Source organism: Pedobacter sandarakinus (genome assembly GCF_026240095.1).
Taxonomy (GTDB): domain Bacteria; phylum Bacteroidota; class Bacteroidia; order Sphingobacteriales; family Sphingobacteriaceae; genus Pedobacter; species Pedobacter sandarakinus.
The window spans coordinates 312,014-337,689 of record NZ_JAPIVG010000002.1 but is presented as its reverse complement, the minus strand read 5'-3'; the positions used below and the strand labels follow the sequence as shown (position 1 = coordinate 337,689).

The window sequence follows — 25,676 nt, the reverse complement described above, 5'->3', positions numbered from 1 at the left end:
AAAAAAAAGGAGGCGATTGCCTCCTTTTTCTTTTATAAAATTTCCAGTATTAGTTAACTATTGGTAACACTATTTTCTTTACTTATTTTCAGCTGTGCATTGATGCGAGCTAAAACATCATCAATATCAAATGGCTTACTAATGTAATCGTTTGCGAAAGCAGCTATAGCTTTTTGCTCACTATTATTCTGCGCAGACATCACAATGATCGGGATATGTTTGGTGAACATGTCAGTTTTTAAATCTTCGCAGATTTCTGCCCCATTTCCATCAGGTAACATTACATCCAACAAAAATAAGTCTGGCATGGCATCTTGAATATTTTTCTTTAATTCTGCAAATGTAGAAGATAATTGTAATTCGTAACCCTCTTCTTTTAAAAGAATTTCTATTACATTTCTTATTTCCTGGTCGTCTTCTAAAATGTGTATTCGTTTAGTTTCCATTTTCAAATTATATTGTTTTGGTTCAATTTGTAGCAGTTTTCGGCTACACAATAGTTACAGTAACACCCAAACTCTCCAAATGTTTTACAATTTGTTCCGAAATTCCCTTATCAGTAATAATATGGTCTATTTCTTCTAAACCGCATATCTTTCCAAATCCACGTTTACCAAATTTTGTAGAGTCTGCAAGCACAATAGTACGCTGTGCGGCACTAATCATTTTCCTATTTAAATGCGCTTCCATCGAATTGGTGGTGGTTAAACCGAAGTCGAGATCTATTCCATCCACACCCAAAAACAATTTGTTAAAGTAGAAATCCTGTAGAACTTGCTCTGCATAGCTACCCATTACAGATGAAGAACTTTTACGCAATAAGCCGCCAAGTTGTATCACTTCTATGCTCGGCTCCCTCATTAATTCTAACGCAACATTCAACGCAGAAGTTACAACGGTTAAATTTGTTGCCGGAGGAATGTTCTTAGCAAAATAATAAACTGTAGTACCAGAGGCAATTACGATGGAATCGTTATCATTGAGCATTCCTGCAGCTGCCAGACCAATTTTATTTTTTTCGGTAGATTGAATTTTTTCTTTCTCATTTACGGGCCTGTCAACAGTATAAGGGTTATTAACCGTAGCCCCGCCATGGGTTCTAAACAACAGATTTTTGTCTTCAAGGAGTTTTAAATCCTTTCTGATAGTTACCGACGACACTTTCAATTCCTTACACAAGTCTACAACATTAATATATTGGTCTTTCTGTAGGCGAGTTAAAATAAATTGATGCCGCTCAGCTAGATTCATCATAAACTTTTCTAATTAAGTGTGTCGCAAAATAATAAATAAAAAGCTGTATAAATTTGATTTATAAAAATATTTAACATTTTTTTAACCAGGATATAATATTATTTCGATAATGATTTCTTATAATTGCGTATTGTTTCGTTTTATTATTTTTTGGAAATAAATGGAAAGAGCGTATAACTATAATTTGCCAGAAGATTCTGTTTGGGATATCATTGTAATAGGTGGCGGAGCCACAGGCTTGGGTACTGCACTAGATGCAACTACAAGGGGGCTGAAAACGCTGCTGGTTGAACAATCAGATTTTGCAAAAGGAACTTCAAGTCGGAGTACGAAATTGGTACATGGTGGCGTAAGATACCTTGCACAGGGAGACATTAGCTTGGTAAAACATGCCTTGAAAGAACGTGGCCTACTTCAAAAAAATGCCAATCATCTCGTTAACAAAGAGCAATTTATCATCCCATGCTACGATTGGTTTTCGATTTTAAAATATTTAACTGGATTAACACTTTACGATTGGCTTGCAGGTAAGTTCAGCTTCGGAAAGTCCAGGTATTTTTCTAAAAAAGAAACCATACAAATGATGCCTGGCATAAAATCGAAAGGTTTAAAAGGAAGCATTAGCTATTACGATGGAAAATTCGATGATGCACGTTTGGCAATAAATATAGCACAAACGGCTGTAGAACATGGGGCACAATTGTGTAACTATACGAAAGTAATTTCACTCCTGAAAAACAGTAAAGATGAAGTAACTGGGGTTGAAGTTTTAAACACTATTTCTGGAGTTAAAGCAAAAGCATATGCGAAGGTTGTAATTAATGCAACGGGAGTTTTTGTTGATGATATTCTACAAATGAATAACCCACAATCCAGAAAATTAGTTAGACCGAGCCAGGGTGTGCATATCGTATTAAAGCATCAATTTTTAAATAGCAATGCAGCATTAATGATCCCCAAAACATCTGATGGAAGGGTATTGTTTGCTGTGCCATGGCATCAGCATCTACTGGTTGGCACAACAGATACACCGCTTGATGAACATAGCGTAGAACCTAGAGCGTTAAAGGAAGAAGTTGATTTCATCTTAGCCACTGCAAGTGCTTACTTTGTAAGCAAACCCGAAAAGAAAGACATCCTCAGTGTGTTCTCTGGCTTAAGACCTTTGGCAGCTCCTACACACGCAGGAGGAAATAGCACCAAAGAAATCAGCAGAGATCATAAGCTGATGGTTTCGGCTAAGGGGTTGATAACAATTACAGGTGGAAAATGGACTACCTATAGGCGAATGGCCGAAGAAACAGTGGATCTGGCAGTAAAACATGCTCATCTTTCAGCTGGGGCCTGCACAACTATGAATTTATCGATTCATGGTTGCAGCAATGTGGGTGGAAATCACCCTCTCGATAGCTATGGTACCGATAGGCAGAAAATCGAAGAACTTACAATTAAAGAACCATCACTATCAGAAAAACTACATCCAGATTTTGAATATACAGCAGCACAGGTAATCTGGGCTGCAAGATTTGAAATGGCAAAAACCGTCGAGGATGTGCTCAGCAGGAGATTACGTATCTTATTTATAGATGCAACCGCCGCAAAAGCAATGGCTCCACGTGTGGCGGCGCTATTGGCAAAAGAATTTAATTTAGATCATCAGTGGGAAGATAACCAAATCAATATTTTTAATACTTTAGCAGATGGTTATACCTATAACAAGGAAATTAATACCCCTGAACCTGCATTAGTCAAATAACCACTAACCAAAATTTAGTTATGAGTAAGTATATCCTAGCGATCGATCAAGGAACCACAAGTTCGAGAGCAATTGTTTTCAATCACAACGGAGAAATTAAGGCAATAGCCCAGAAAGAATTTACACAAATTTATCCCCAGGCAGGCTGGGTAGAACACGATCCTTTAGAAATATGGTCAACCCAGTTAGCCGTTGCTACAGAAGCGGTAACTAAAGCAGGATTATCAGTTGCCGATATCGACTCGATTGGTATAACTAACCAACGTGAAACAACTGTAATTTGGGATAAGGAAACCGGAATTCCCGTTTACAATGCCATTGTTTGGCAAGATAGGCGAACTTCTGCGTATTGCGACGAAGTTAAAGCCCAAGGCCTGGCAGATAATATTCAACAAAAAACAGGGTTAATAATCGACTCCTATTTTTCTGCAACTAAAGCCAAATGGATTTTAGAAAATGTAGAAGGCGCAAGAGAAAAAGCTGATGCCGGCAAGTTGCTATTTGGCACTATAGATACCTGGCTTATTTGGAAACTTACGGCGGGCGAAGTTCATATCACAGATGTGACCAACGCTTCGAGAACGATGCTCTATAATATTAATACCTTAAGTTGGGATGAGGAATTACTTTCTCAATTTGGCATCCCTAAAAACATGCTGCCCGAGGTAAAATCATCAAGCGAAGTATATGGATTAACTGCGGGAAAAATCCTTGCAGCAAAAATTCCTATTGCCGGCATCGCGGGCGATCAGCAATCAGCACTATTCGGGCAAATGTGCACGGAGGTTGGTATGGTTAAAAACACCTATGGCACCGGCTGTTTCATGTTAATGAACATTGGTAAAGCACCAAAAATATCAGCTAATAATCTGCTTACCACTATTGCCTGGAAAATCAACGGCGAGGTAAACTATGCGCTCGAAGGCAGTATTTTTATAGGTGGTGCAGTGGTACAGTGGTTGCGAGACGAAATGGGTCTCATTTCACGATCTGCCGATGTAGAAACACTTGCCAAAAAAGTAAAAGATACCGATGGCGTATATGTGGTACCAGCCTTCGCAGGCTTAGGCGCTCCACACTGGGATCAGCACGCTCGTGGAACCATAACAGGACTTACTCGTGGAACCAACAAATCGCACATTGCAAGGGCGGCTTTGGAGAGTATTGCTTACCAGACCATGGATGTGTTGAAAGCGATGCAGGCAGATGCCGGCGTAGAAATTGCCGAACTTCGGGTTGATGGTGGGGCTACTGCCAACAATCTACTCATGCAGTTCCAGGCAGACCTGCTTAAAAGCAAGGTTGTTAGACCAGAAATTACTGAGGTTACCGCACTAGGTGCAGCATACCTCGCAGGCTTAGCAACCGGATTTTGGGAAAGTATCGATCAAATAAGATCGCAATGGAAGATTGATCAGACTTTCGTGGCCGAACCAGGTATAGATAACGCAGAGCGGATTAAAGGATGGAACCGAGCAGTTAAAGCGGCTAGGGTAAATGCAGAAGACTAAAGACCAAAATATAAACTAACCAAATATTACGTCATGACAGAATTTGTCGCAGAATTTGTAGGCACAGCCCTATTAATCTTATTAGGCAACGGCGTTGTTGCCAACGTGGTACTTAACGGTACCAAAGGCCAAAATAGCGGATGGATTGTAATTACAACCGCCTGGGCTTTAGCGGTGTTTGTCGGCGTGGTTATTGCCGCTCCATACAGCGGGGCGCACCTCAATCCTGCGGTAACCATTGCCTTAGCAATTGCACAGAAATTTCACTGGATAAAAGTTCCCTACTATATCTTAGCACAGATTTGCGGGGCAATAGTGGGTTCTTTCCTGGTTTGGTTAATGTACAAAGACCACTTTGATGCCACAGATGATAAAGGTTTGAAAGCCGCTCCATTTGCAACGGCGCCCGCTATTCGCAATCTAAAGTCGAACCTTTTTTCAGAAATCCTCGGCACATTCGTCCTTATATTTGTGATTTTTTATTTTACAAATGCAGAAATGGGAAACGATAAAACCCCTATCGGACTGGGATCTTTGGGTGCAATTCCAGTGGCATTTCTAGTTTGGGTAATCGGCCTGGCTTTAGGTGGTACCACCGGCTATGCTATTAATCCTGCAAGAGATTTAGGGCCTCGTATTGTACATGCACTAATTCCCATGAAAGGTAAAGGAACCAGCGATTGGCCGTATGCATGGGTGCCTATTGTTGGGCCAATTATTGGTGCCAGCTTGGCTGCATTAGCGTATCTGGCCTTGCTAATTTAATGTCTAATATTTTCTTTTTTTTGGAAAGCAAGGCCTGTGCATGTAGGTTAAAGCAGCCCCGCCCCCACTTCTGCCCCGATGAAAAATCGGGGCATCTCGTTACGGTCGGGTTTATAAATCTAGGCTGTTCAGTTAGCTGAAAGGATTGGCCTCCGACGTAGAAATCTGAAAAGATTACTCCTGCTATAAAACCAATAAACCTGCCTGTCTAAGCGTATTTACTGGCTTGGCGTACCAAAACAATTCGAAATTTTGCATTCCAAGCTCGAAGTCTACTTTAATCTCTGCAAATGTGTAAACCTTCTCGCTACTAATATGGACCTTATCTAAAATCTTTGCCAACCAGATGCCTTCCTCTTTGCTGGTTTGAATAGTAAAGCTTTTTCGCTTGTCGTGAAATGTGAGGGTTGCCATCTCCCAGGTGTTGCCTTTTTTAGATTTAGTAACATAAGCTATGTCTGGTTTTCCGCCTAACCATATTACTTTGGCAGTGGTTTTCGTACTAAAATGAGCATCACTGTTTAATGCACTTTCAATAAAATTAGGTGCTATTTTTGTTCGCGGAATTTTGAAGTCGAACCAATCCTGTAGCTCATAATCAAAACAAAGGCCGTGCATGAAATTGAAAAGTGATTTTTTCAAGCCATAACTAAATCTGTTGTGGTCAATTCCAGTTTTGTCTGTATAGTTTATATCGTTATTAGCAAATGCCCCAACTTCAGTTGTTTGTTTCACAACATTAAACTGGTCAGGATACATTCCTACAGGGCTGTGAGCAGTCATGGCAAACTGGTGCCAAAACCCAGATTGGAGTGTGCCCGCCTCAAATAACTGCCGCACCATTTCCAAACTATCAACCGTTTCTTGCACAGTTTGCGTTGGGTAGCCATACATTAAATAGGCATGCACCATAATGCCGGCTGCAGTAAAATTCCTTGTTACTTTTGCCACCTGCTCTACCGTAACACCTTTGTCAATCAATTTCAGTAATCGATCCGAAGCAACTTCTAACCCTCCAGATACTGCAATACATCCAGATGCTTTCAAAAGCAAACACAAGTCGGCTGTAAAGCTTTTTTCAAATCGTATGTTAGTCCACCATGTAACAGTCAATTTTCTCCTGATGATCTCCAACGCCACTTCACGCATGAGTGCAGGCGGTGCAGCCTCATCTACAAAATGGAAACCATTCTGGCCGATTTTTGTACAGAGTTCTTCAATGCGGTCTACTATCTGTGCAGCTTGTACTGGCTCGTAAACTTTAATATAATCCAAAGAAATATCGCAAAACGTACATTTCCCCCAATAACATCCATGGGCCATGGTCAGTTTGTTCCAACGTCCGTCGCTCCACATCCGGTGCATCGGGTTTACAATTTCAATTACTGAGATGTATTCGCTTAACAACAAATCTGCATAATCCGGCGTACCAACGTCTGCCTGCTTGTAATCTTTTCTAAACGAATCATTTTTATATACAACCTTACCATTTTCCAGCAAAAATGTACGCTTATACATTTTCATTTCATCAGGGATCGAATCGCCAATGTTCTGAATTAATAATTCTATCGGCAGTTCACCATCATCAAGCGTTATGAAATCGACAAACTCGAATACCCTGCTATCTGTCAATGAGCGTAATTCTGTATTGGGAAAACCTCCCCCCATTGCAATTTTAATTTCAGGAAAATTGGCCTTAACCCATTGTGCGCACCTGAGGGCACTATATAGGTTACCAGGAAAAGGAACCGAGATCAAAAACAGTTTAGGTTCCAATCGGGCTAGTTTCTCTTGAAGGATCGAACTCAGAATGCGATCAATATAAGTTGGCGGATTTAATAGCGCAGCGTATAAATAATCAAAAGAATTGGCACTCCTCCCTAAACGTTCTGCATACCGGCTAAAACCAAAATTTTCATCAACACATTCCACAACCAAATCCGAAAGATCTTCTAAATAGAGCGTAGCTAAATGTTTTGCTTTATCTTGCGTGCCCATTGTACCAAAAGCCCAATCCAATTCTTCCAATTGTTCGAAGCGAGCGGCTTGTGGCAGAAAATCATCACCACATATTTGCAAAGCCAAAGTAGGGTTTTTGCCCTGCAAGAACGCAATAACAGCATCAATTGTTCTCAAATAATCGGCCTTAAGGGCATAAATCCGTTTGCAATTATCAGTTTTAGGCAAACAGAAGCGTTCTACATGGGCAAATAAGTCGGTTAAGCCACTTTTAGAAAAGAGTGCAAGAATTACTTCGATTCCTAAATCTGCCTGAAACGATAAAATACTTTTAGTGTTTAAAAATCCCTTAATATAGGCCGTTGCCGGGTAAGGAGTGTTTAATTGAGTAAAAGGTGGTGTTATGGCTAAGACTTCAGTTTTCAAAAGCAATTTTTTTTTACAAAAGTAATCGAATTTTAAGACTTAAAAATTATTAATGATGTATGGGTTCGATCTCTAGATCAAAGTAATGCCTGCATCTGAGACAAACTAAATTTGCTGTTTCAACGTTGTATAAGTAAATCAACACTTTTATTTCTGAATGAGGATTTTAAACTTATTACTGCTGTTACTTGTTGCAAACAGCGCTTTTGCTCAAAAGTCATTTTTCTTTCCAAAAGTTAAAACACAAGGCAATACCATTTCTCAACTCATCCCACCAGACTGGAAATTAATTAATCAGACCGCAGGTGATTTAAATAACGACGGTGCAGCAGATTTAGCTTTGATTTTCGAATCGGATAAGACGATAGATGAGACGCGTGCTTATGGCGATAATCATTCTGACATTATTAAGGAAACACAAAAGCCTAGAATTCTGGCAATATTTTTTAAGAACCAATCTTCTGGCAAATATCAACTCTCTACCCAGAACAATGATTTTATTTTACGTGCAGCTGAGGGCGGGAAATTGGGCGACCCACTCCATCAAATCGACATAAAAGACCAACAACTTTACCTGAGGTTTCAGGGAGGTGCAGAGTGGCGCTGGGAGTTGGGTTACACCTTTAAGTTTGAGAATAACGACTGGTTTTTAACAAGTGCTATTAATTTATACTTCAACCAAAATACAGGTGATATGACAGAAAGGGTTTACGATTTTAAAACCCGCGAGTTATTTACAACGGTGGGGAATTTACATCGCCGGGATATCGGTAACCGTAAAACTAGCGAGGTTTTGTATTTCTCGCAACTCAGAACTTTCAAATCATTTAAAAAGCCCTGGGCTTGGGAAATTATGCCAGATGTTTATTTGTGATAAGACTAAGTCAAATAAATACTAAAGTTGTTGCGCAATTACGAAACCACTAGCCCAGGCCCATTGAAAATTGTAGCCTCCTAACCAACCTGTAACATCGAGGCATTCGCCGCCAAAATATAGGTTGGGCAGCTTTTTACATTCGAGCGTTTTAGACGATATTTCATTGGTATCAATTCCACCACGCATCACTTCTGCTTTGTCGTAACCTTTATCGCCAGCTGGTTTTACCTTAAACTGGTGTATGGTTTTGCCTAATAGATCAATGTCGGCATTGTTTAACGCAGCAACGGGTTTAGTAAGTGGCAAAAACTTTCCAAGTGCATCGGTAAACTTTCTCGTATAATATCGATTTAATAGGCTTGATAATAATGTTTTCCCGTTGGTTCTGCGCTCTTCGTTAAGTATAGCTATGATATCATGTTGGGGCAGCAGGTTGATATTTACCAGCTCACCTCTCCGCCAAAACGAAGAAATTTGGAGTATGGCAGGCCCGCTAAGGCCCCAATGGGTGAATAGAATGTTTTCTTCAAAAGAAATTTCGTTATTGCTTACCTCACAGAAAACGCTGTTACCAGCAAGTTGTGCAAACCATTCTTCGTCTTTACCGGTGATGGTTAGCGGAACCAAAGCAGGTGCGGTTTCTATTATATTTAGGTTGTGCTTGCGTGCAAACCTCAAGGCAAAATCCGTAGCGCCCATTTTCGGTATAGGTAAACCACCTGTTGCTATCACTAATTTTTCAGCAGTCAAAAAAACCAGTTTTCCATTCTTCAAATAGCTAACCCGGTATGCATTGTCTACAATCTCGATGTCTTTTACATCAGCATTACATCTTATTTCCTGGCCAAAATCTGCGCAAATAGAAGTAAATACAGCTACAACGTCTCTTGCATTTTTATCAACAGGAAATAGTTGGCCAAGCGTCTTTTCTGATCCATTAATGCCGTAAGTTTCGAAAAAGCTTATGGTATCCTCTACTGTCCACTGCGTAAAGGCAGATTTAATAAAATGCTGGTTTTGTGATATAAATTGTGAGGCCGTAGCAAACTGATTGGTATAATTGCATCGGCCACCCCCAGAAATTAGAATTTTAGCGCCTGGTTTTTCATTTTTCTCGAGTACAATAACCTTCTTGCCGAGGTAGCCAGCCTGCACGGCACACATCAACCCGCAAGCACCTGCACCAATAATTATCGCATCAGCATTCATCAATAAAATTTTTATGGTTACTTTTGTGCAAAAGTAGCATTATTTTCAAGCGCATGGCAAAACAGATTAGCGAATTAAAACTAGGTATATTAGGTGGTGGGCAATTAGGTAGAATGCTTATCCAGCAGGCAATAAATTATAATGTTACTTCTCTAGTGCTAGACCCAGATCCAGATGCACCATGCAAGCACATCTGCAATTCTTTCGAAAATGGTTCAATTACCGATTTCGATACTGTTTACAATTTCGGGAAAAAAGCAGATGTAATAACTATCGAAATAGAAAAAGTAAATATTGATGCACTAGAGCAACTGGAAAAAGAAGGAAAAAAAGTTTTCCCTCAGGCAAGGGTCATCAGACTAATCCAAGACAAAGGAGTGCAAAAGCAGTTCTTCAAGGAAAACGATATTCCAACATCTCCTTTTCAAATTGTAAATACGAAAGAAGATTTAGAAAATAGCCAGATTCCTTTCCCTTATATTTTGAAGTTAAGGAAAGATGGTTACGATGGCAAAGGCGTAATGCGCATTAATAGTTCAGCTGACCTTGAAAACGCATTTGATGCACCATGTATCATCGAAAAACTGGTGGAATTTGAAAAAGAGGTTGCCGTTATTGTAGCAAGAAACAGTAATGGAGACATGAAAACATTCCCTATGGTCGAGATGGAATTTAATCCAGAGGCTAACCTTGTGGAATTCCTAATTTCGCCTTCTACATATGCAGAAAGTTTACAAGAAAAGGCAGATAATATTGCCAAGAATATTGCTTCATCAATGAATATTACCGGGATTCTGGCAGTCGAAATGTTTGTTTGCAGCGATGGCGAAATCCTTGTGAATGAAGTTGCGCCAAGACCACACAATAGTGGCCACCAAACCATCGAAGGAAATTATGTTTCGCAGTTTGAACAACACTTACGTGCCATTTATAATCTCCCCTTAGGCGATACCAGTAGTATTACAAATGCAATTATGATTAACCTACTTGGCGAAAAAGGATCTGAGGGGGTTGCGAGGTACGAAAACCTGGAAAAAGTTTTAGCGATCGATGGTGTATTTGTACATCTTTATGGTAAGAAATATACCAAGCCATTCCGCAAAATGGGCCACGTTACCATTGTAGATATTGATAGAGATAAAGCTATCGAAAAGGCCAGATATGTACAAAATACATTAAAAGTACTTGCCTAACCAATCAGAATTAAGACAGAAAATTTAAAACCAATAGCATAAATAAATCGCAACATGGAGCAACCGAAATCAGCCGCTTTAGTAGGAATAATTATGGGAAGTAAATCAGATCTGCCCGTGATGCAAGATGCGGCAGACGTATTAGGAGCGTTCGGAATCAGCTATGAAATAACCGTTGTCTCTGCACATAGAACACCCGAACGCATGTTCGACTATGCCAAAGATGCACACCAAAAGGGGCTAAAAGTTATTATTGCAGGTGCTGGCGGTGCTGCGCATTTACCTGGTATGGTTGCCTCAATTACTACCCTTCCTGTAATTGGCGTACCGGTAAAATCATCAAATTCTATTGATGGCTGGGATAGTATTTTATCGATTTTACAAATGCCAAACGGAATTCCCGTTGCAACGGTAGCGTTGAATGCCGCTAAAAATGCGGGTTTACTTGCGGTGCAAATACTGGCAACTGCTGATGAAACTTTAACCGCGATGATGCAGGATTATAAAGATGAATTAAGGAGGAAAGTTGAGGAAAGCGCTGCGGAAATGTAGCTCACCACAGCTATTGTTTTCGAGCCCCCGATTAGATCTAGTGTCTAGTTCAAGCTTGGGTCTATCGGGAAGTTACTTACATGCGCATATTTCGGACCCAAGTTTACAATTACATCTCTCCACAGCTGCTCATCATCTTTTCCAAAAATAACGTCTGTATGAAAAATGTCGCTCACCATCCAGGCATTTTGCTCAATTTCTCGTTCTAGCTGCCCGTTATCCCAACCAGAATAACCCATAAAAAATTTTACCTCATTTTCATCGATGGCATTATTATTTATGAGCATTTTCAGCGTGTCGAAACTGCCTCCCCAGTACAATCCATTGCCTATTGGCTCTCCGCTCTGTAATTTATCGTATGCGCAATGTATAAAGTGGAGTGTATCTGCAGCAACTGGTCCGCCAAAATAAATATTATGGTGTGCTTCCCACAAATCCAGAATAACATCTTTGAGAATCAAATTACCCACTTGGTTTAAAATATATCCTACAGATCCATCAATTCCATGTTCCGTTAATAAAACAACAGATCTTTTAAAATTAGGATCAGACATGAATGGTTCTGAGATCAATAAACGACCTGTTTTTGGTTTTATATTGTTAAGCATGACGATAATCATTTGCAGCACCATAAAAGATGCCTATTTTTGTTTATGCAAGTTACTAATGAATTTCTACAAAACCTGCGCCAAGATTATAAGGGCGCCACGTTAGATGCGTCTGACGTAGATAACAATCCTATTACTCAATTCAAAAAGTGGTTTGATGATGCTGTTACGGCTCAGGTTTATGAACCTAATGTAATGACGCTGGCGACCGCGGATAAATCTGGAAGACCTGATGCGAGAATCGTATTGCTAAAGGGTGTTGATGATGATGGATTCAGGTTTTTTACCAACTACTTAAGCGCAAAAGGTAAACAATTGAAACGCAACCCTTATGCCGCCCTTGTTTTCTTTTGGCCAGATTTGGAACGGCAGGTACGCATAGAAGGTGTTGTAGAAAAATTAGATAAAGAAACCTCAGAAGCTTATTTCATTACACGCCCAATTGCAAGCCAGATTGGAGCGGTAGCATCTCCGCAAAGCCAGGTAATTCCAGATCGTGCAGTATTAGAAGAAAGGTTTGAAGATTTAAAGAATAAAAGCGAAGGAAAGTTAATCACTAAACCAGCACATTGGGGCGGATACATTGTTAAGCCAACCAGAATAGAATTTTGGCAAGGCCGCCGTAGCCGTTTACACGATCGAATTAACTTTGAATTGATAAAAGGCAGTTGGGTAAAAAATAGGTTGGCACCATAACCGGCGCTTAGCGGTATGGGATCTTAGCACCTGTAGGTTCTAGATATGATGTATCTATCATCATTCCACAAATAAATAGTTATGACGGAAACAATCTTATCTCGTTTATAATACGATTAATACTAACCAAATGATAAATAACATTTCAGTAATAGGATCAGGAACAATGGGTAATGGTATTGCGCATGTATTTGCGCAGCATAATTTTAAGGTAAGTCTGGTTGATGTGAATCAGGATGCCCTGAATAAAGCGATCCAGACCATTAGCAAAAACCTCGACAGGCAGGTGGGTAAAGGAACCATAACAGAAGAGCAAAAGTTAGCTACCTTGAACAACATCAACACTTTTACCGCGATACAGCAAGGAGTGCAAAATGCCGATCTCGTTGTGGAGGCAGCCACAGAAAACAGCGATTTAAAATTAAAGATATTTAAAGAACTAGACACATTCGCACCGGCTGATTGTATTTTAGCTTCCAATACATCCTCCATATCCATTACTCAAATTGCTGCTGCAACCAATCGTGGAGAAAAGGTTATAGGCATGCATTTTATGAACCCGGTACCAGTAATGAAATTGGTTGAGGTAATTCGTGGTTACCAAACAAGCGACGAAACTACACAGACCATCATGGACCTTTCGGAGCATTTGCAAAAAGCCCCGGTTGAAGTAAACGATTACCCTGGCTTCGTGGCCAACAGGATCTTAATGCCGATGATTAACGAAGCCATTTATACTTTATTTGAAGGTGTTGCGGGCGTTAATGAAATCGATACCGTAATGAAGCTAGGCATGGCGCATCCAATGGGGCCTTTACAGTTGGCAGATTTTATAGGTTTAGATGTTTGTTTAGCCATTTTAAACGTCCTCCATCAAGGTTTTGGTAACCCTAAATATGCCCCTTGTCCTTTATTAGTGAATATGGTGGCAGCGGGTAAGAAAGGCGTTAAAACTGGCGAAGGATTCTATCAATATACCACTGGCACAAAAGATGTATTTGTATCCAGGAAATTTCAAAAATCCTAATTTTTTTAGCATTTAATTTTATATTTGCTTCATGAACGAAAATCTTGATCCAGACGCAAACAACCTTAGCCCTACCGATCGCGATATTGAACGGGTGCTAAGGCCACAAGCTTTTGAAGACTTTACCGGTCAGGAAAAAGTTATGGAAAATCTAAGGATCTTCGTTCAAGCTGCGAAACTTCGTGGTGAAGCCTTAGATCATGTTCTTTTACACGGTCCCCCGGGTTTAGGCAAAACCACGCTTTCCTATATTATTGCTAATGAAATGGGTGCCGGAATTAAGGTAACCTCAGGGCCTGTTTTAGACAAGCCTGGCGACTTAGCTGGGCTTCTGACAGGATTGGATGAGGGTGACATTTTATTTATAGATGAGATTCACCGTTTATCGCCATTAGTTGAAGAATATCTGTATTCTGCCATGGAAGATTTTAAAATCGATATCATGCTGGAAACAGGTCCGAATGCCCGTTCAGTGCAGATATCACTTAACCCATTTACATTAGTTGGTGCTACAACACGTTCGGGATTACTTACGGCGCCACTGCGGGCACGGTTTGGTATCAACTGCCGTTTGGCTTACTATGATGCCAAGCTGCTCACAACTATTGTACTTCGATCATCTGAAATATTAAATACACCAATAAGCGATGAAGGTGCTTTCGAAATCGCCCGTCGAAGTCGGGGAACGCCACGTATTGCCAACGCTTTATTGAGGCGTACCAGAGATTTTGCTCAAATTAAAGGTACTGGCAATATAGATCCTGCAATTGCAAATTATGCACTAAACGCACTTAATGTTGATGAACATGGTTTGGATGAAATGGATAATAAAATTCTCTCGACGATCATCGACAAATTTAAAGGGGGACCTGTTGGTTTAAAAACAATTGCTACGGCTGTTGGAGAAGATGAAGGAACTATTGAAGAAGTTTACGAACCATTCCTGATTCAGGAAGGATACATCATGCGCACCTCCAGAGGTAGAGAAGTGACAGAGGCCGCTTATAAACACCTGAAGAGAAATTTCCCCGGACAAACCGGAAAATTATTTTAATATAATTTGCGAAGCGACAAATTAATAAACAACTTTCTTCATTTTAATGATGAATGTTATGAAATAATAGTTGCTGCTATTTGGTGCTGCTATTGCTTTAACAGCTATCAGTCAGTTTGAATGATATCAAAATCTACAAACATTCCATAAACTTGTATGTTCATATGGTAGAAATCAAACATTATGAATATTGAAATACGTAAATTAACACTTGAAGACTATGCAGATTTAAAAGAATCGATGCTCCAGGCCTATGATAGCATGGGTGGATCGATTTGGCCTAAATCAAGCATCGCGAAGCTTATAAATATTTTTCCTGAAGGCCAACTTTGTATCGCAGTAGACGAGAAAGTGGTCGCTTGCTCATTATCTATTATTGTAGAGTATGACGAATATGGGGATAGACATACCTACAAATTAATCACAGGCGATTATTCATTTTCCACCCACGATCCGAATGGGGATACCTTATATGGAATTGAAATTTTCGTTCACCCTGAATATCGAGGACTGCGGCTTGGCAGGAGGCTTTACGAAACCAGAAAAGAGCTTTGCGAAAGTTTAAATTTGAAAAGTATTATCGCTGGAGGCAGAATCCCTGGCTACCACGCTCACGCAGATAGTTTAACACCGAGGCAATATATAGATAAGGTGAAAGCCAAGGAAATTTACGACCCAACGCTTACATTTCAAATATCAAATGATTTTCACGTTAGGAAGGTGCTTAAAAACTACTTACCTGGCGATAAGGAATCAAAAGAGTATGCCACGTTAATTGAGTGGAACAACATTTACTATCAAGGAATTGATGCATCTGCACGTTCTGCAATGACCATTCGTTTAGGTTTAGTACAGTGGCAAATGCGTTTATTCCCTGATATGGAGACATTCTATGAGCAGGTTGAATTTTTTGTAGATGCTGTTAGCGGCTACAAATCTGACTTCATTATGTTTCCTGAACTATTTAATACACCCCTATTACAACCATATAATCATCTTCCAGAAATTGAGGCAATGAGAAAACTCGCCGAAAAAACTGAAGAGATTGTACAGAAAATGCATGAGTACGCTTTGAGTTATAATGTTAATATTATTACTGGAAGTATGCCTTTGCTAGACGGCGGAAGACTGTACAACGCCACCTATCTTTGCCACAGAACAGGTAAAATTGACGAATATAGAAAGATTCACATCACACCAAACGAGCAGAAATATTACGGAATGGTAGGTGGAGATAAGGTAAAGGTATTCGATACCGATTGTGGAAAAGTAGGAATTCTTATTTGCTATGATGTTGAGTTCCCAGAGCTTAGTCGGATTTATGCAGACCAGGGAATGCAGATTTTATTTGTTCCTTTTTTAACAGATACGCAAAACGGTTACACACGGGTGAGGCATTGTGCACAGGCACGGGCTATAGAAAATGAATGTTATGTAGCAATTGCCGGCTGTGTAGGTAATTTGCCAAAGGTGAACAATATGGATATTCAGTTTGCACAGTCAGCAGTGTTTACACCATCAGATTTTGCTTTCCCTACTAATGCGATAAAAGCTGAAGCTACTCCGAACACCGAAATGGTGTTGGTTGTTGATGTAGATCTCCATTTGCTTGATGAGCTCCATCACTATGGAACTGTTAAGATTCTAAAAGATAGAAGAAAAGACCTTTACCAGGTTAACCTACTAAAATAGGCACAAAAAATGCCGGTTGCATCAACAACCGGCATCTCATTATAATTGATCTAAAGCTAATTATTTCCTTAAGGCAAACCACACAATAATGCCAATAATTACTGCGATTGGTAAAATCCATTTAAGTACCGAGCCGGCGCCATCTTCGTCTTTCTCTGTAACCGCAGGTTTAGCTGGTCCTGGATCTTGCTTATGATTTTCGTAATCTTTTTCTATCGGCTTAGGAGCTGCTCCTGATTCCGTATGTTGCGGATCTATGTTTTCCATTTTTTTAATAGCGTATGGTTAATATCTAAAGATAGAAACCCCAGTTAATTAATCTAGTTTCTGTAGTTAGAACAGCCGATTGATAAAAATGTTTTGATTGTAAGCCTTATCTTTGTGTTTCTGTGTACAACAATCCAGCGAAATATAGTCAGATGATTAAAGCCGAGGCTAAACGCCTGGGATTCCTGGACGTTGGTATAGCAAAGGCTGAATTTCTAGAAGAAGAAGCGCCCAGACTCGAGACCTGGTTGAAGAACAATCGGCATGGTGAAATGAAATACATGGAAAACTATTTTGACAAACGCCTAGATCCCCGATTATTGGTAGATGGCGCCAAGTCGGTAATATCCCTCTCGTTAAATTATTTTACAACAGCAACACAAAGTGATGAGGCCGCACCAAAAATCTCAAAATATGCATACGGGCAGGACTACCATACAGTAATAAAAACCAAACTTAAAGCACTTATCCATTTTATTGAGGAGCAAATAGGCGAGGTATGTGGGAGAGCTTTTGTAGACTCTGCACCGGTTCTAGATCGGGCTTGGGCCAAAAAATCCGGGATTGGGTGGATGGGTAAAAATTCAAACCTCATCAGCAAGCAAGATGGATCTTTTTTCTTTCTGGCAGAATTAATTGTTGATTTAGCGCTTGATTATGACCAACCATTTAAAACCGATCATTGCGGCACTTGTACGAGGTGCTTGGATGCTTGCCCGACTGAAGCAATTATTGCGCCTCAAGTGGTAGATGCAACCAAGTGCATTTCTTATCTCACAATTGAGTTGAAAAACGAAATTCCTGCAGAGTTCAAAGATAAGATGGATAATTGGATGTTCGGATGTGACATCTGTCAGGATGTTTGCCCCTGGAACAGATTCTCCAAGATTCACCGTGAAGAAGAATTTAGGCCACAAACAGGTCTTCTGGAATTAGATCATAAAGCATTGACTGAAATTACGGAAGATGTTTTTAAGAAGGTTTTTAAGGGTTCGGCGGTTAAGCGAACTAAGTATGCGGGCTTAAAAAGAAATATTGAATTTTTAAAAACCTAGATGAAGCGGTTCATTTTTTTATTTTTTTGCTTAATAAGCTTTAACCTGCAAGCGCAGGTTTTGAAGGTGAAAGATCGAAGTGAAAATGCCTTGGGTGGCACCGCCTTTGCGAAAGTCATCTCAGACGGCTCAATTAATTTAAAATCTCGGGAAAAGCTTATTTTTAAGGAAATAAGGCATGGAAATATTCCTAAATTTCTTAGGAAGCTTGTAAAATGTACCGACACGATTGAGGGCAGTGTAATTACTTTTTTTGTATTGCCAGATTATTTGGCAATAGGCAATGATACAGACTTTGTCTATATGCCTATGACACCGATCCTCGCTCAACGGATCGCTAACCTCACAAAGTGTACGCTGCCAACAAAGACACTGGTAGATCGCATTCACAAACATGCTGAAATCAAGCTTAAGCCACAACCCATCCCGCCCTCAGATCTTATGACGACTGTGCCGGTGTTTGTCGCACATACAGACAGTGTGCGAAAACAATTATCGACATTAGAAAGTTACGCTGGAAAACTAACCAGTGGAAATAAAAAAGATATCATAGTATCTAATAAAATTTATGCAGAACAAACAGCTAGAGTTGTTATCTACGGCTGGCACCAGCAAAATGGCAAACCAATTCAACCAGTCTACAACAGACACACCAATCTTTGGGCAGATTATAGCCACGGAATACGTTTGATACAAGATAAAATATACATCGACAATAAAAAAGCATCCCTTAAAAAAGCTATAAAGGATGTTCGCTTGTGGCGATTCTTTAGCGATGAGGGATTAATTGCTAAGCCATATTATCCAGTATCAAATAAATACTAGTTCACACTAAAACTATTGTCTCCTTTGGATTTGTCGGGAACATGACTGCTACCCATTACCACTTTTTTTAATTTTTTTACCGTTTTTACATCGACTTTAACCTCCTGCGCTCCATGTTCCCAAATGCCGATAGTCTGGTGTATATTTTCAACAGAACCGTCATCGTAAGTAAGCATCAAATCAATAGGAAGCGGCTTTGTGCCTTTATTTTGAACGGTTACAGCATATCCCGTGGAAGTTGTATCCACTGCTTTTATTCCAAGATCAAGAATTCCACCTTCAAAAAACCATTTCTTCCAAAACCAATCCAGGTTTTTTCTGCTACCCGTATTAATACTATTAAAAAAATCGTAGGGCATCGGATGTTTTCCATTCCAGTTTTTAATATAATGATGGAGTGCCTTGGTAAATAATTCATCACCGAGGTAATCTTTAACAAAAAGATAAGCTAACCCGGGCTTTGGATAAGAGTTAGTGAAGGAGCCAGAACCTTTCAAATCAGGTGTGAGGGTCATAATTGGGGTATCATCTTTGCTCCCTGAAGATGATGCAGTTGGCTGGATCCCATACTCATCTACGATACTAGAATCTATCATCGGTGAAATAAGCCACTCCCCTATTGTCGCCCATCCTTCATCCATCCAACCATACTTAGTTTCATTTATACCCATATAAAATGGGAACATAGTATGGAAGATCTCATGATCAGTTAGCGTAATGGCATCTTCGCGGTTATCAACGGGGTTGTCATTCACCATCATTGGATATTCCATTTGATCCAGACCATCAAAAATTGTTTCATGGCTGTATGGAAATGGCCATTTAGGAAATTTATAACTCATCGATTCCACAGTTTTACGAGCAAAATCGATAACCTCGTAATAGTCTTTGTGTTTTGCATTAAACACAGCATCTACGCGTGTTCGTCGTTTTGTTTCGGGATCGACCACAAGACTCGTCGACTTCCATAAATAATGATCGCTTAAAGCAAAAACAAAATCAGTAACATTGGTTGCCTCAAATTTGAATGTATTTAAAGCATTATCTCTGGTTACTTTTTTAGCAGACAAATCTTCCTTGGTAATGATATCTACTATGGCATCATTTTTCTCCGCTGAAGCCAGACGTGCTACAATTTTGGAGTCGAAAACTTCAGTAGCATTTTTTAAGTCGCCAGTAGCCCAAACGCCAAATCCACCAGGTACGGTAACCGATGCATTAAAATGATCGAAATCGTTATAAAATTCTTCTGCACCGGTATATGGATATTTATTCCATCCATCTATGTCGTCGTAAACGGCAATTCGGGGAAAGAAGTAGGCCACAAAATAAGATCCATCGTCCACCTGTCCGGTACGTAAGTGAGACCCTCTATTTAAGATGTAATTATAGTCAATATCGAAGGTGATACTTTTTTTTGGCAAGATTCTGGTAACCTTTACTATCATATTTGTACCATCGATTTTGAAGTCGCTGATGGATTTTCCCTGTGCAGACAGCTTTTCAATCCTCACACCATCACCTAAATCTGAATCTGCAATTTTTGACTTCCGCGGTGTGCCTTTCTGATACAAGTTTGGATACAACTTGAACCAAACTTCCGACAACGTATCTGGACTATTATTTGTATAGACAACCGAAACCTTGCCCTTTAACAACCTGGAAGTAGGATCAAAGTTAATTTTTAGATTATAATTAGCGTGGTTTTGCCAATAATTTCTCCCTGGCTTACCGCTTATATCACGTGTGTTTTTCTCATAAGCTTGCTTAAACCCTGCAGCTACAGGTAGTTCATTTTGAGCAATTGCAACAACGTTTAATGTAAGAAGTATAGAAAGTATTTTAATAAACTTCATAGGGTAATTTAATAGTAAAGGGAAAATGTAGCGCTACATTTTCCCTTTGGTTTAAAAATCGCTTTTAGCTTACTTTCCGAATTTCATCTTCAGTTGCTCAAGCATATCGGTATTGATAGGTTGCGCCGGCTTTTCTACTTTGGCTTGTGGTTTTGGTTGGTATTGCAGACGATTTCCTTGTGTGGGGTTTTGCGGCCTTGGTACCTTGTTTTCATTTTTCTTTGCATTAAACTTCGCCCACTCCTCATCTAATTTCTTTTTGGTGTACAGCGGAAAATCGCCATTTTTCATCCAGGCGTAATAACTAGGTTCAACCGAAAATACTTGGTCGGTTGTCTTGCCTTTGTGCTTACCAAAGTTAAAACAAACCTCATCTTTTTCATTGTAAACCAATCTTCCTGCGAAATCAACAGGTTTATTGATGTTAGTAAAGTCATGCAATGCATCTACATCGTTAACTACGGGTGTACTTTTCACGCCTTGTTTGTTCTCGAATTCTGTGTCTTTGTACATTTCCAATTGTCCAAGCAGCACTTTATAGGTTGCAATAACATCGGCTTCTGCCGCATGTGCGTTTACTAAATCTTTTTGACAATAAAATTTGTATGCTGCTTTCAAGGTTCGCTGTTCCATTTGGTGGAAGATATTTTGTACATCGACAAACTTCCTGTTAGCCATGTCAAAGTCTACCTCTGCCCTTAAAAATTCCTCGAGTAACATCGGAATATCAAATTTATTGGAGTTGTAACCTGCCAGATCGCTATCGGCAAGAAAGGCTGCTATGTCTGATGCGAGCATTTTAAATGTAGGCTCATGGGCAATATCCTCATCATAAATACCATGTATCAACGATGTTTGCAAGGGTATTGGCATTTCAGGATTTACACGCCAAGTTTTCACCAACTCCGACCCGTCGGGCATTGCTTTTAGAATTGCTATCTCCACTATTCGGTCTGCACCTACATTTATGCCTGTTGCCTCAAGGTCGAAAAATGCCAAAGGACGCTTTAAATTTAATTTCATCAGTTTCAATATCAGATAGAGGTGATTGCTAAGAAACACACCACCCGTTATTATAAGTTTATTCAAAAGTGCTAAAAAGGATTGATTTGTTTATAGCACAGCTTTATTAAATTTAAAATATATTTTAAAATCTAGTAACCTAAACTTAAATTGCAAAAAATTACGCTCCAAATGAAAAGCTTTCTAACCTTAATCTCTTTCTGTCTCCTTACAATATCTGTCTCCGCACAAAACTTCGATTTTGGAAAGATAACCTATGACGACATGGAGTTTGACAGAAAAAAAATTGACAGCAACGCAAATGCAATTGTTTTGAAAGAGTTTGGCACAACTTCAATTCAAATTGACGATGCTAGCGGCAAGCTCGAGGTAGTGCATGATTACCATGTCAAAATTAAAATCTACAATAAAGAAGGTTTTGAGTCTGCAAACGTTATTATTCCAACCTATAAGGATAATACTCGGGAGGAATTGATAATAGACATTAGGGCATCGACATTTAATTATGTTGGAGGTAAGTTTGTGGAAAGCCAGATGGATAAAAAAGCTGTCTTCAGTGAAAATAGATCAAAATACACGCAATTAACGAAATTTACACTTCCGAATTTGAAAGAAGGAAGCATTATAGAATACAGCTACAGACTTAAATCGCCAAGAATTTTTAATTTCAAAACCTGGGAATTTCAATCGGCGATTCCGAAATTGAGTAGTGAATACCTTGTTTATATTCCAGGCATTTATAACTACAATGTATCGCTAAGAGGATACCAGAAGCTTACAGATCAGAAAGTAGAGCTTTCGAGAGAATGTTTAAGGATCAATGGTGCAGTTATTGATTGTTCAAAAATTTCCTACTTAATGAAAAACATTCCTGCTTTTATTGAGGAAGATAACATGACAGCACCGAGCAACTTTAAATCAGCAATATACTTCGAGCTTTCTGATTTTACCAATCCAAACGGTGGAAAAACGTCGTACACCAAAACGTGGAAAGATGTAGATTTCGAGCTAACATCAGATAAATCTTTTGGAGGCCAGATGAAGAGAAAAGACATCTACACAAGTTTGTTGCCATCAATCATCAAAAATGCATCTGGAGAATTAGAAAAAGCACAGGCAATTTATAATTACGTTAGAAAGCAAATCAAGTGGAATGATTACTATGGTGTTTTTTCGGAGGATAATATTAAAAAGGCCCTGGAAAACAGATCTGGTAGTGTAGCAGATATCAATTTGAATCTTATTGCCGCCCTATCTGCAGCTAACCTGGATGCAGAAGCAGTGATACTTTCTACCCGGGAAAATGGGAACATCAACAAGCTTTATCCAGTAATAAGCAATTTTAATTATGTAGTTGCGAAGGTTAATATAGGCGACAAAAGCTATCTGTTAGATGCAAGTGAACCACTATTACCATTCGGACTGCTTCCGCTTAGGTGCATTAACGACCAAGGACGGGTAATTAATTTAAAAAAGGCTTCTTACTGGATTGACATGAAAGCAAGCCAGAAAGCCATTACCAGTTACGTGTTATTAGGAAAATTAACCAATGAAGGTAAGATTGTTGGAACTTTAACCACGCACACTCAGGGCTACGCCGCTTATAACAAAAGAAAGGAGATTAACAGGTCTGGCTCGGTAGATGAATTTGTAGAGAAACTAGATGAACGTTTACCCAGAATAAAGATCCTAAAACACCAGATTGAGAACGTAGACAGTATTGAGAATATCCTAACGGAAAAATACGAAGTTGAGTTTACCGTTAATGAAGGGTTAAATAATAAAGCGTTCTACATGAGCCCGTTTTTCATCAATTCAGTGAGCAAAAACCCATTTAACCTGAATGACAGAGCCTACCCTGTAGATTTAGGAGCGGCATCAGACGAAAGAATTATTATCAATATCGAGTTACCGGATAAATACGAATTATCAGAAAAACCGAAGGATTTAGCTGTGGGCCTGCCAAATAATGGTGGCAAGTATTTGCTCAAAACCGGCTTAGACGGCAATATGCTTTCCCTTAGCCAAGTACTCCAACTTAACAATGCTATTTATCAGCCAGAAGAATATCTATACCTTAAAGAATTTTATAGCAAGATCATTCAAAATCAGAAAAGTGAATATTTACTAAAAAAAGCAGAATAGATGCGTTTTATTTATAGCCTGGTCTATTGTCTTCTCTTTACCTGTCATGCTTTTGGTCAAACCAGTTATGATGTAGATTTATTAACGCCAAATTTAAGGGCAAGGGCTAACGCTTGCATTCGCAATGAAGAACTTATAATAGATATGCGGGCTAAGGACAACGTAATTAGCTACCATAAAAAAGTAATTACTGTTTTTAATGAAAATGGCGATGATGATGCCAGAATGATTATTGGGTACGATAAAAATATAGCAATAAAAAGTATTAAAGGGGAGGTTTACAATGCCGCTGGAATCGTCATGAGTAAATTTAATCAAAATAATTTTGCCGATGTAAGTGCCGCCGATGGATTTTCTCTATTCGTGGATAGTAGGATCAAATATTTCAGGCCTTCAATTAATCAGTATCCCTACACTGTAAGTTATCAAATTGAAACAAGGAATAAGCAAAATTTGATTATTCCAGACTGGACACCAATAATTGAAGATAATTTATCAGTTCAGGAGAGCTCGTATACGTTTATTTGCAAGCCAGATGACCAGATCAGAATTCAGGCACAGAATTATCTGGGCAAACCTATAGAAGTTGTTGACGAGAAGCAAAAAAAAACGACCTGGCTCATCAGTAATCACATGGCCACAAAATCACAACCTTATAGCCCCGATCCTGAAAAATACACCACCAAAATACAGATTGCTCCACAGGATTTCTACTACTACGGCTACAAGGGAAGCTATAAAAATTGGCAAGAATTAGGCAAATGGGTTTATGATGATTTACTTAAACAACGCACTGCGCTTCCTGCCACTACAATACAAATGGTTAAGAACCTGGTAAAGGATGAAAAAGATGATAAAGCCAAGGCCCGAAAAATCTATCAGTATTTACAAGATAAAACACGTTATATCAGCGTCCAAATCGGCATTGGAGGTTTCCAACCAGTTGAGGCAAGTGAAGTAGATCGCTTAGGATATGGCGACTGCAAAGCATTAGTAAACTATATGCAAAGTTTATTAAATGCAGCAGATATTTATTCTATGTACTGTGTAGTTGAAGCTGGTTCACTAAAACGAAGCGTAGATCCTAATTTCGCAAGTATGGCACAAGGCAACCACATAATACTTTGTTTGCCACTCAAAGGTGACACTACCTGGCTGGAATGTACCAATCAAAAGATTCCATTTGGATTTTTAAGCGACTTCACCGATGATAGGAATGTTTTTGCCTGTACGGCAGAGGGAGGGAAATTGCTTCGAACACCAAAGCTATCGATGAATGAAAACCTACAAATCAGAAAAGCTAATTTAGTGATCAGTAACGAGGGCGACGTTACAGGTAAAATGCATACCGTATTTTCTGGTTCTCAATATGATAATCGCGAAGCTTTGGTAGAGAAACCAAGTAACGAACAACACAAAGCACTAAAATCTGCCTATAACATCGACAATATAAATTTTGACGACATACACTTCATCGCAAAGAAAAACATTAACCCAGAACTTTCTGAAGATATCTCGCTAAATATTAAAAATTATGCGCCAATCAACGGGAATAAAATGTTTATACAGCCAAATGCTTTTAATATACAACCCGTTGTATCAGAAGTAAAAAACCGAACTTTACCGTTGTACATAAACAGAGGATTTACTGACGAAGATACCGTAGAATATATATTGCCAGCCAATGCAAAGCCTGAATCTCTAACGATAGCAGATAAACAATTTTCTTCGCCGTTTGGCACCTATGAACGGAAAGTTGCATTTGAGGGCCAGAAGATGATGTTTTATCGCAAAATTATGCTCCGCGATGGTACTTATCCAGCAGAACAATATGCAGCCTTTGTAAAGTTTGTTAATGATGTAAATGCTGCAGATCATCTAAAACTAGCCCTCAACTTAAAATAAGTATACCCAGGGCAATACCGA

Annotated in this window: 21 protein-coding genes and 1 pseudogene; 14 read left to right on the top strand and 8 right to left on the bottom strand. The window is 39.3% G+C overall.

Annotation, left to right across the window (positions count from 1 at the left end; all coding sequences use genetic code 11):
• Positions 1-53: 53 nt before the first annotated feature.
• Together OQ268_RS07050 and OQ268_RS07045 are read right to left on the bottom strand one after the other, a co-directional pair.
• Positions 54-446 carry a response regulator transcription factor gene (locus OQ268_RS07050; RefSeq protein ID WP_265855409.1) on the bottom strand — a complete coding sequence of 131 codons (393 nt, stop codon included), beginning with the start codon at positions 444-446 and terminating at the stop codon, positions 54-56.
• A 43-nt stretch (positions 447-489) separates the two neighbouring features.
• Positions 490-1,254: a DeoR/GlpR family DNA-binding transcription regulator gene (locus OQ268_RS07045; protein WP_265855408.1), complete on the bottom strand. Its 765-nt coding sequence runs from the start codon at positions 1,252-1,254 to the stop codon at positions 490-492.
• 160 nt (positions 1,255-1,414) lie between these two features.
• On the opposite strand from OQ268_RS07045, the gene OQ268_RS07040 reads away from it, so the two are divergent.
• The 3 genes and pseudogenes from OQ268_RS07040 to OQ268_RS07030 all read left to right on the top strand — a co-directional run.
• Positions 1,415-3,010, top strand: a complete 1,596-nt coding sequence (locus OQ268_RS07040; protein WP_265855407.1) for a glycerol-3-phosphate dehydrogenase/oxidase — start codon at positions 1,415-1,417, stop codon at positions 3,008-3,010.
• A 20-nt stretch (positions 3,011-3,030) separates the two neighbouring features.
• Positions 3,031-4,521, top strand: a complete 1,491-nt coding sequence (glpK, locus tag OQ268_RS07035; RefSeq protein ID WP_265855406.1) for a glycerol kinase GlpK — start codon at positions 3,031-3,033, stop codon at positions 4,519-4,521.
• Positions 4,522-4,551: 30 nt separating this feature from the next.
• Positions 4,552-5,286: pseudogene (locus OQ268_RS07030) on the top strand (MIP/aquaporin family protein); the annotation flags it as partial.
• A gap of 183 nt (positions 5,287-5,469) precedes the next feature.
• Here the strand turns inward: OQ268_RS07030 and OQ268_RS07025 are convergent.
• On the bottom strand, positions 5,470-7,671 hold the full coding sequence (locus OQ268_RS07025; RefSeq protein WP_265855405.1) for a B12-binding domain-containing radical SAM protein: 2,202 nt from the start codon (positions 7,669-7,671) through the stop codon (positions 5,470-5,472).
• A gap of 157 nt (positions 7,672-7,828) precedes the next feature.
• Between OQ268_RS07025 and OQ268_RS07020 the strand changes: the two genes are divergently transcribed.
• Entirely contained in the window at positions 7,829-8,545 is a 717-nt protein-coding gene (locus tag OQ268_RS07020; protein ID WP_265855404.1) for a hypothetical protein, read from the top strand.
• Between the two features lie 21 nt (positions 8,546-8,566).
• Here OQ268_RS07020 and OQ268_RS07015 read toward each other — a convergent pair whose 3' ends face one another.
• A complete protein-coding gene (locus OQ268_RS07015) occupies positions 8,567-9,757 on the bottom strand; it encodes a BaiN/RdsA family NAD(P)/FAD-dependent oxidoreductase (RefSeq protein ID WP_265855403.1) in 1,191 nt (396 codons plus the stop codon).
• A gap of 53 nt (positions 9,758-9,810) precedes the next feature.
• Here OQ268_RS07015 and OQ268_RS07010 point away from each other — a divergent pair, with 53 nt between their 5' ends.
• Positions 9,811-10,950, top strand: a complete 1,140-nt coding sequence (locus OQ268_RS07010) for a 5-(carboxyamino)imidazole ribonucleotide synthase (protein WP_265855402.1) — start codon at positions 9,811-9,813, stop codon at positions 10,948-10,950.
• 54 nt (positions 10,951-11,004) lie between these two features.
• Positions 11,005-11,502, top strand: coding sequence for a 5-(carboxyamino)imidazole ribonucleotide mutase (gene purE, locus OQ268_RS07005; protein WP_265855401.1), 498 nt, complete (start codon positions 11,005-11,007; stop codon positions 11,500-11,502).
• A 44-nt stretch (positions 11,503-11,546) separates the two neighbouring features.
• Here the strand turns inward: purE and OQ268_RS07000 are convergent, their stop codons facing one another.
• Entirely contained in the window at positions 11,547-12,110 is a 564-nt protein-coding gene (locus tag OQ268_RS07000; protein ID WP_265855400.1) for a YqgE/AlgH family protein, read from the bottom strand.
• 45 nt (positions 12,111-12,155) lie between these two features.
• Between OQ268_RS07000 and pdxH the strand changes: the two genes are divergently transcribed.
• The 4 genes from pdxH (at position 12,156) to OQ268_RS06980 (ending at position 16,579) form a co-directional block, all read left to right on the top strand.
• Positions 12,156-12,806, top strand: coding sequence for a pyridoxamine 5'-phosphate oxidase (gene pdxH / locus OQ268_RS06995; RefSeq protein ID WP_265855399.1), 651 nt, complete (start codon positions 12,156-12,158; stop codon positions 12,804-12,806).
• A gap of 130 nt (positions 12,807-12,936) precedes the next feature.
• A complete protein-coding gene (locus OQ268_RS06990) occupies positions 12,937-13,833 on the top strand; it encodes a 3-hydroxybutyryl-CoA dehydrogenase (protein ID WP_265855398.1) in 897 nt (298 codons plus the stop codon).
• 31 nt (positions 13,834-13,864) lie between these two features.
• The gene (gene ruvB / locus OQ268_RS06985; protein ID WP_265855397.1) at positions 13,865-14,887 is read left to right on the top strand and encodes a Holliday junction branch migration DNA helicase RuvB; all 1,023 of its coding nucleotides are present in this window, start codon (positions 13,865-13,867) and stop codon (positions 14,885-14,887) included.
• A 183-nt stretch (positions 14,888-15,070) separates the two neighbouring features.
• Entirely contained in the window at positions 15,071-16,579 is a 1,509-nt protein-coding gene (locus OQ268_RS06980) for a carbon-nitrogen hydrolase family protein (RefSeq protein WP_265855396.1), read from the top strand.
• Positions 16,580-16,639: 60 nt separating this feature from the next.
• Here the strand turns inward: OQ268_RS06980 and OQ268_RS06975 are convergent, their stop codons facing one another.
• Positions 16,640-16,846: a hypothetical protein gene (locus OQ268_RS06975; protein ID WP_265855395.1), complete on the bottom strand. Its 207-nt coding sequence runs from the start codon at positions 16,844-16,846 to the stop codon at positions 16,640-16,642.
• Between the two features lie 152 nt (positions 16,847-16,998).
• Here OQ268_RS06975 and queG point away from each other — a divergent pair, with 152 nt between their 5' ends.
• Together queG and OQ268_RS06965 are read left to right on the top strand one after the other, a co-directional pair.
• The gene (gene queG / locus OQ268_RS06970; RefSeq protein WP_322973954.1) at positions 16,999-17,901 is read left to right on the top strand and encodes a tRNA epoxyqueuosine(34) reductase QueG; all 903 of its coding nucleotides are present in this window, start codon (positions 16,999-17,001) and stop codon (positions 17,899-17,901) included.
• 60 nt (positions 17,902-17,961) lie between these two features.
• Positions 17,962-18,726 (top strand): hypothetical protein, encoded by a 765-nt coding sequence (locus OQ268_RS06965; RefSeq protein ID WP_265855393.1) that lies wholly within the window; start codon positions 17,962-17,964, stop codon positions 18,724-18,726.
• On the opposite strand, the gene OQ268_RS06960 is transcribed toward OQ268_RS06965, so the two are convergent.
• Positions 18,723-20,582, bottom strand: a complete 1,860-nt coding sequence (locus tag OQ268_RS06960; RefSeq protein WP_265855392.1) for a M1 family metallopeptidase — start codon at positions 20,580-20,582, stop codon at positions 18,723-18,725. The genes OQ268_RS06965 and OQ268_RS06960 overlap by 4 nt on opposite strands.
• Positions 20,583-20,651: 69 nt before the next feature.
• Complete coding sequence (locus OQ268_RS06955; protein WP_265855391.1) at positions 20,652-21,605, bottom strand: 3'-5' exonuclease; 954 nt, start codon at positions 21,603-21,605, stop codon at positions 20,652-20,654.
• A gap of 171 nt (positions 21,606-21,776) precedes the next feature.
• On the opposite strand from OQ268_RS06955, the gene OQ268_RS06950 reads away from it, so the two are divergent.
• Positions 21,777-23,750: a DUF3857 domain-containing protein gene (locus OQ268_RS06950; RefSeq protein ID WP_265855390.1), complete on the top strand. Its 1,974-nt coding sequence runs from the start codon at positions 21,777-21,779 to the stop codon at positions 23,748-23,750.
• Entirely contained in the window at positions 23,751-25,655 is a 1,905-nt protein-coding gene (locus OQ268_RS06945; protein WP_265855389.1) for a DUF3857 domain-containing transglutaminase family protein, read from the top strand. It begins immediately after the preceding gene.
• The last annotated feature ends 21 nt before the right edge of the window (positions 25,656-25,676 follow it).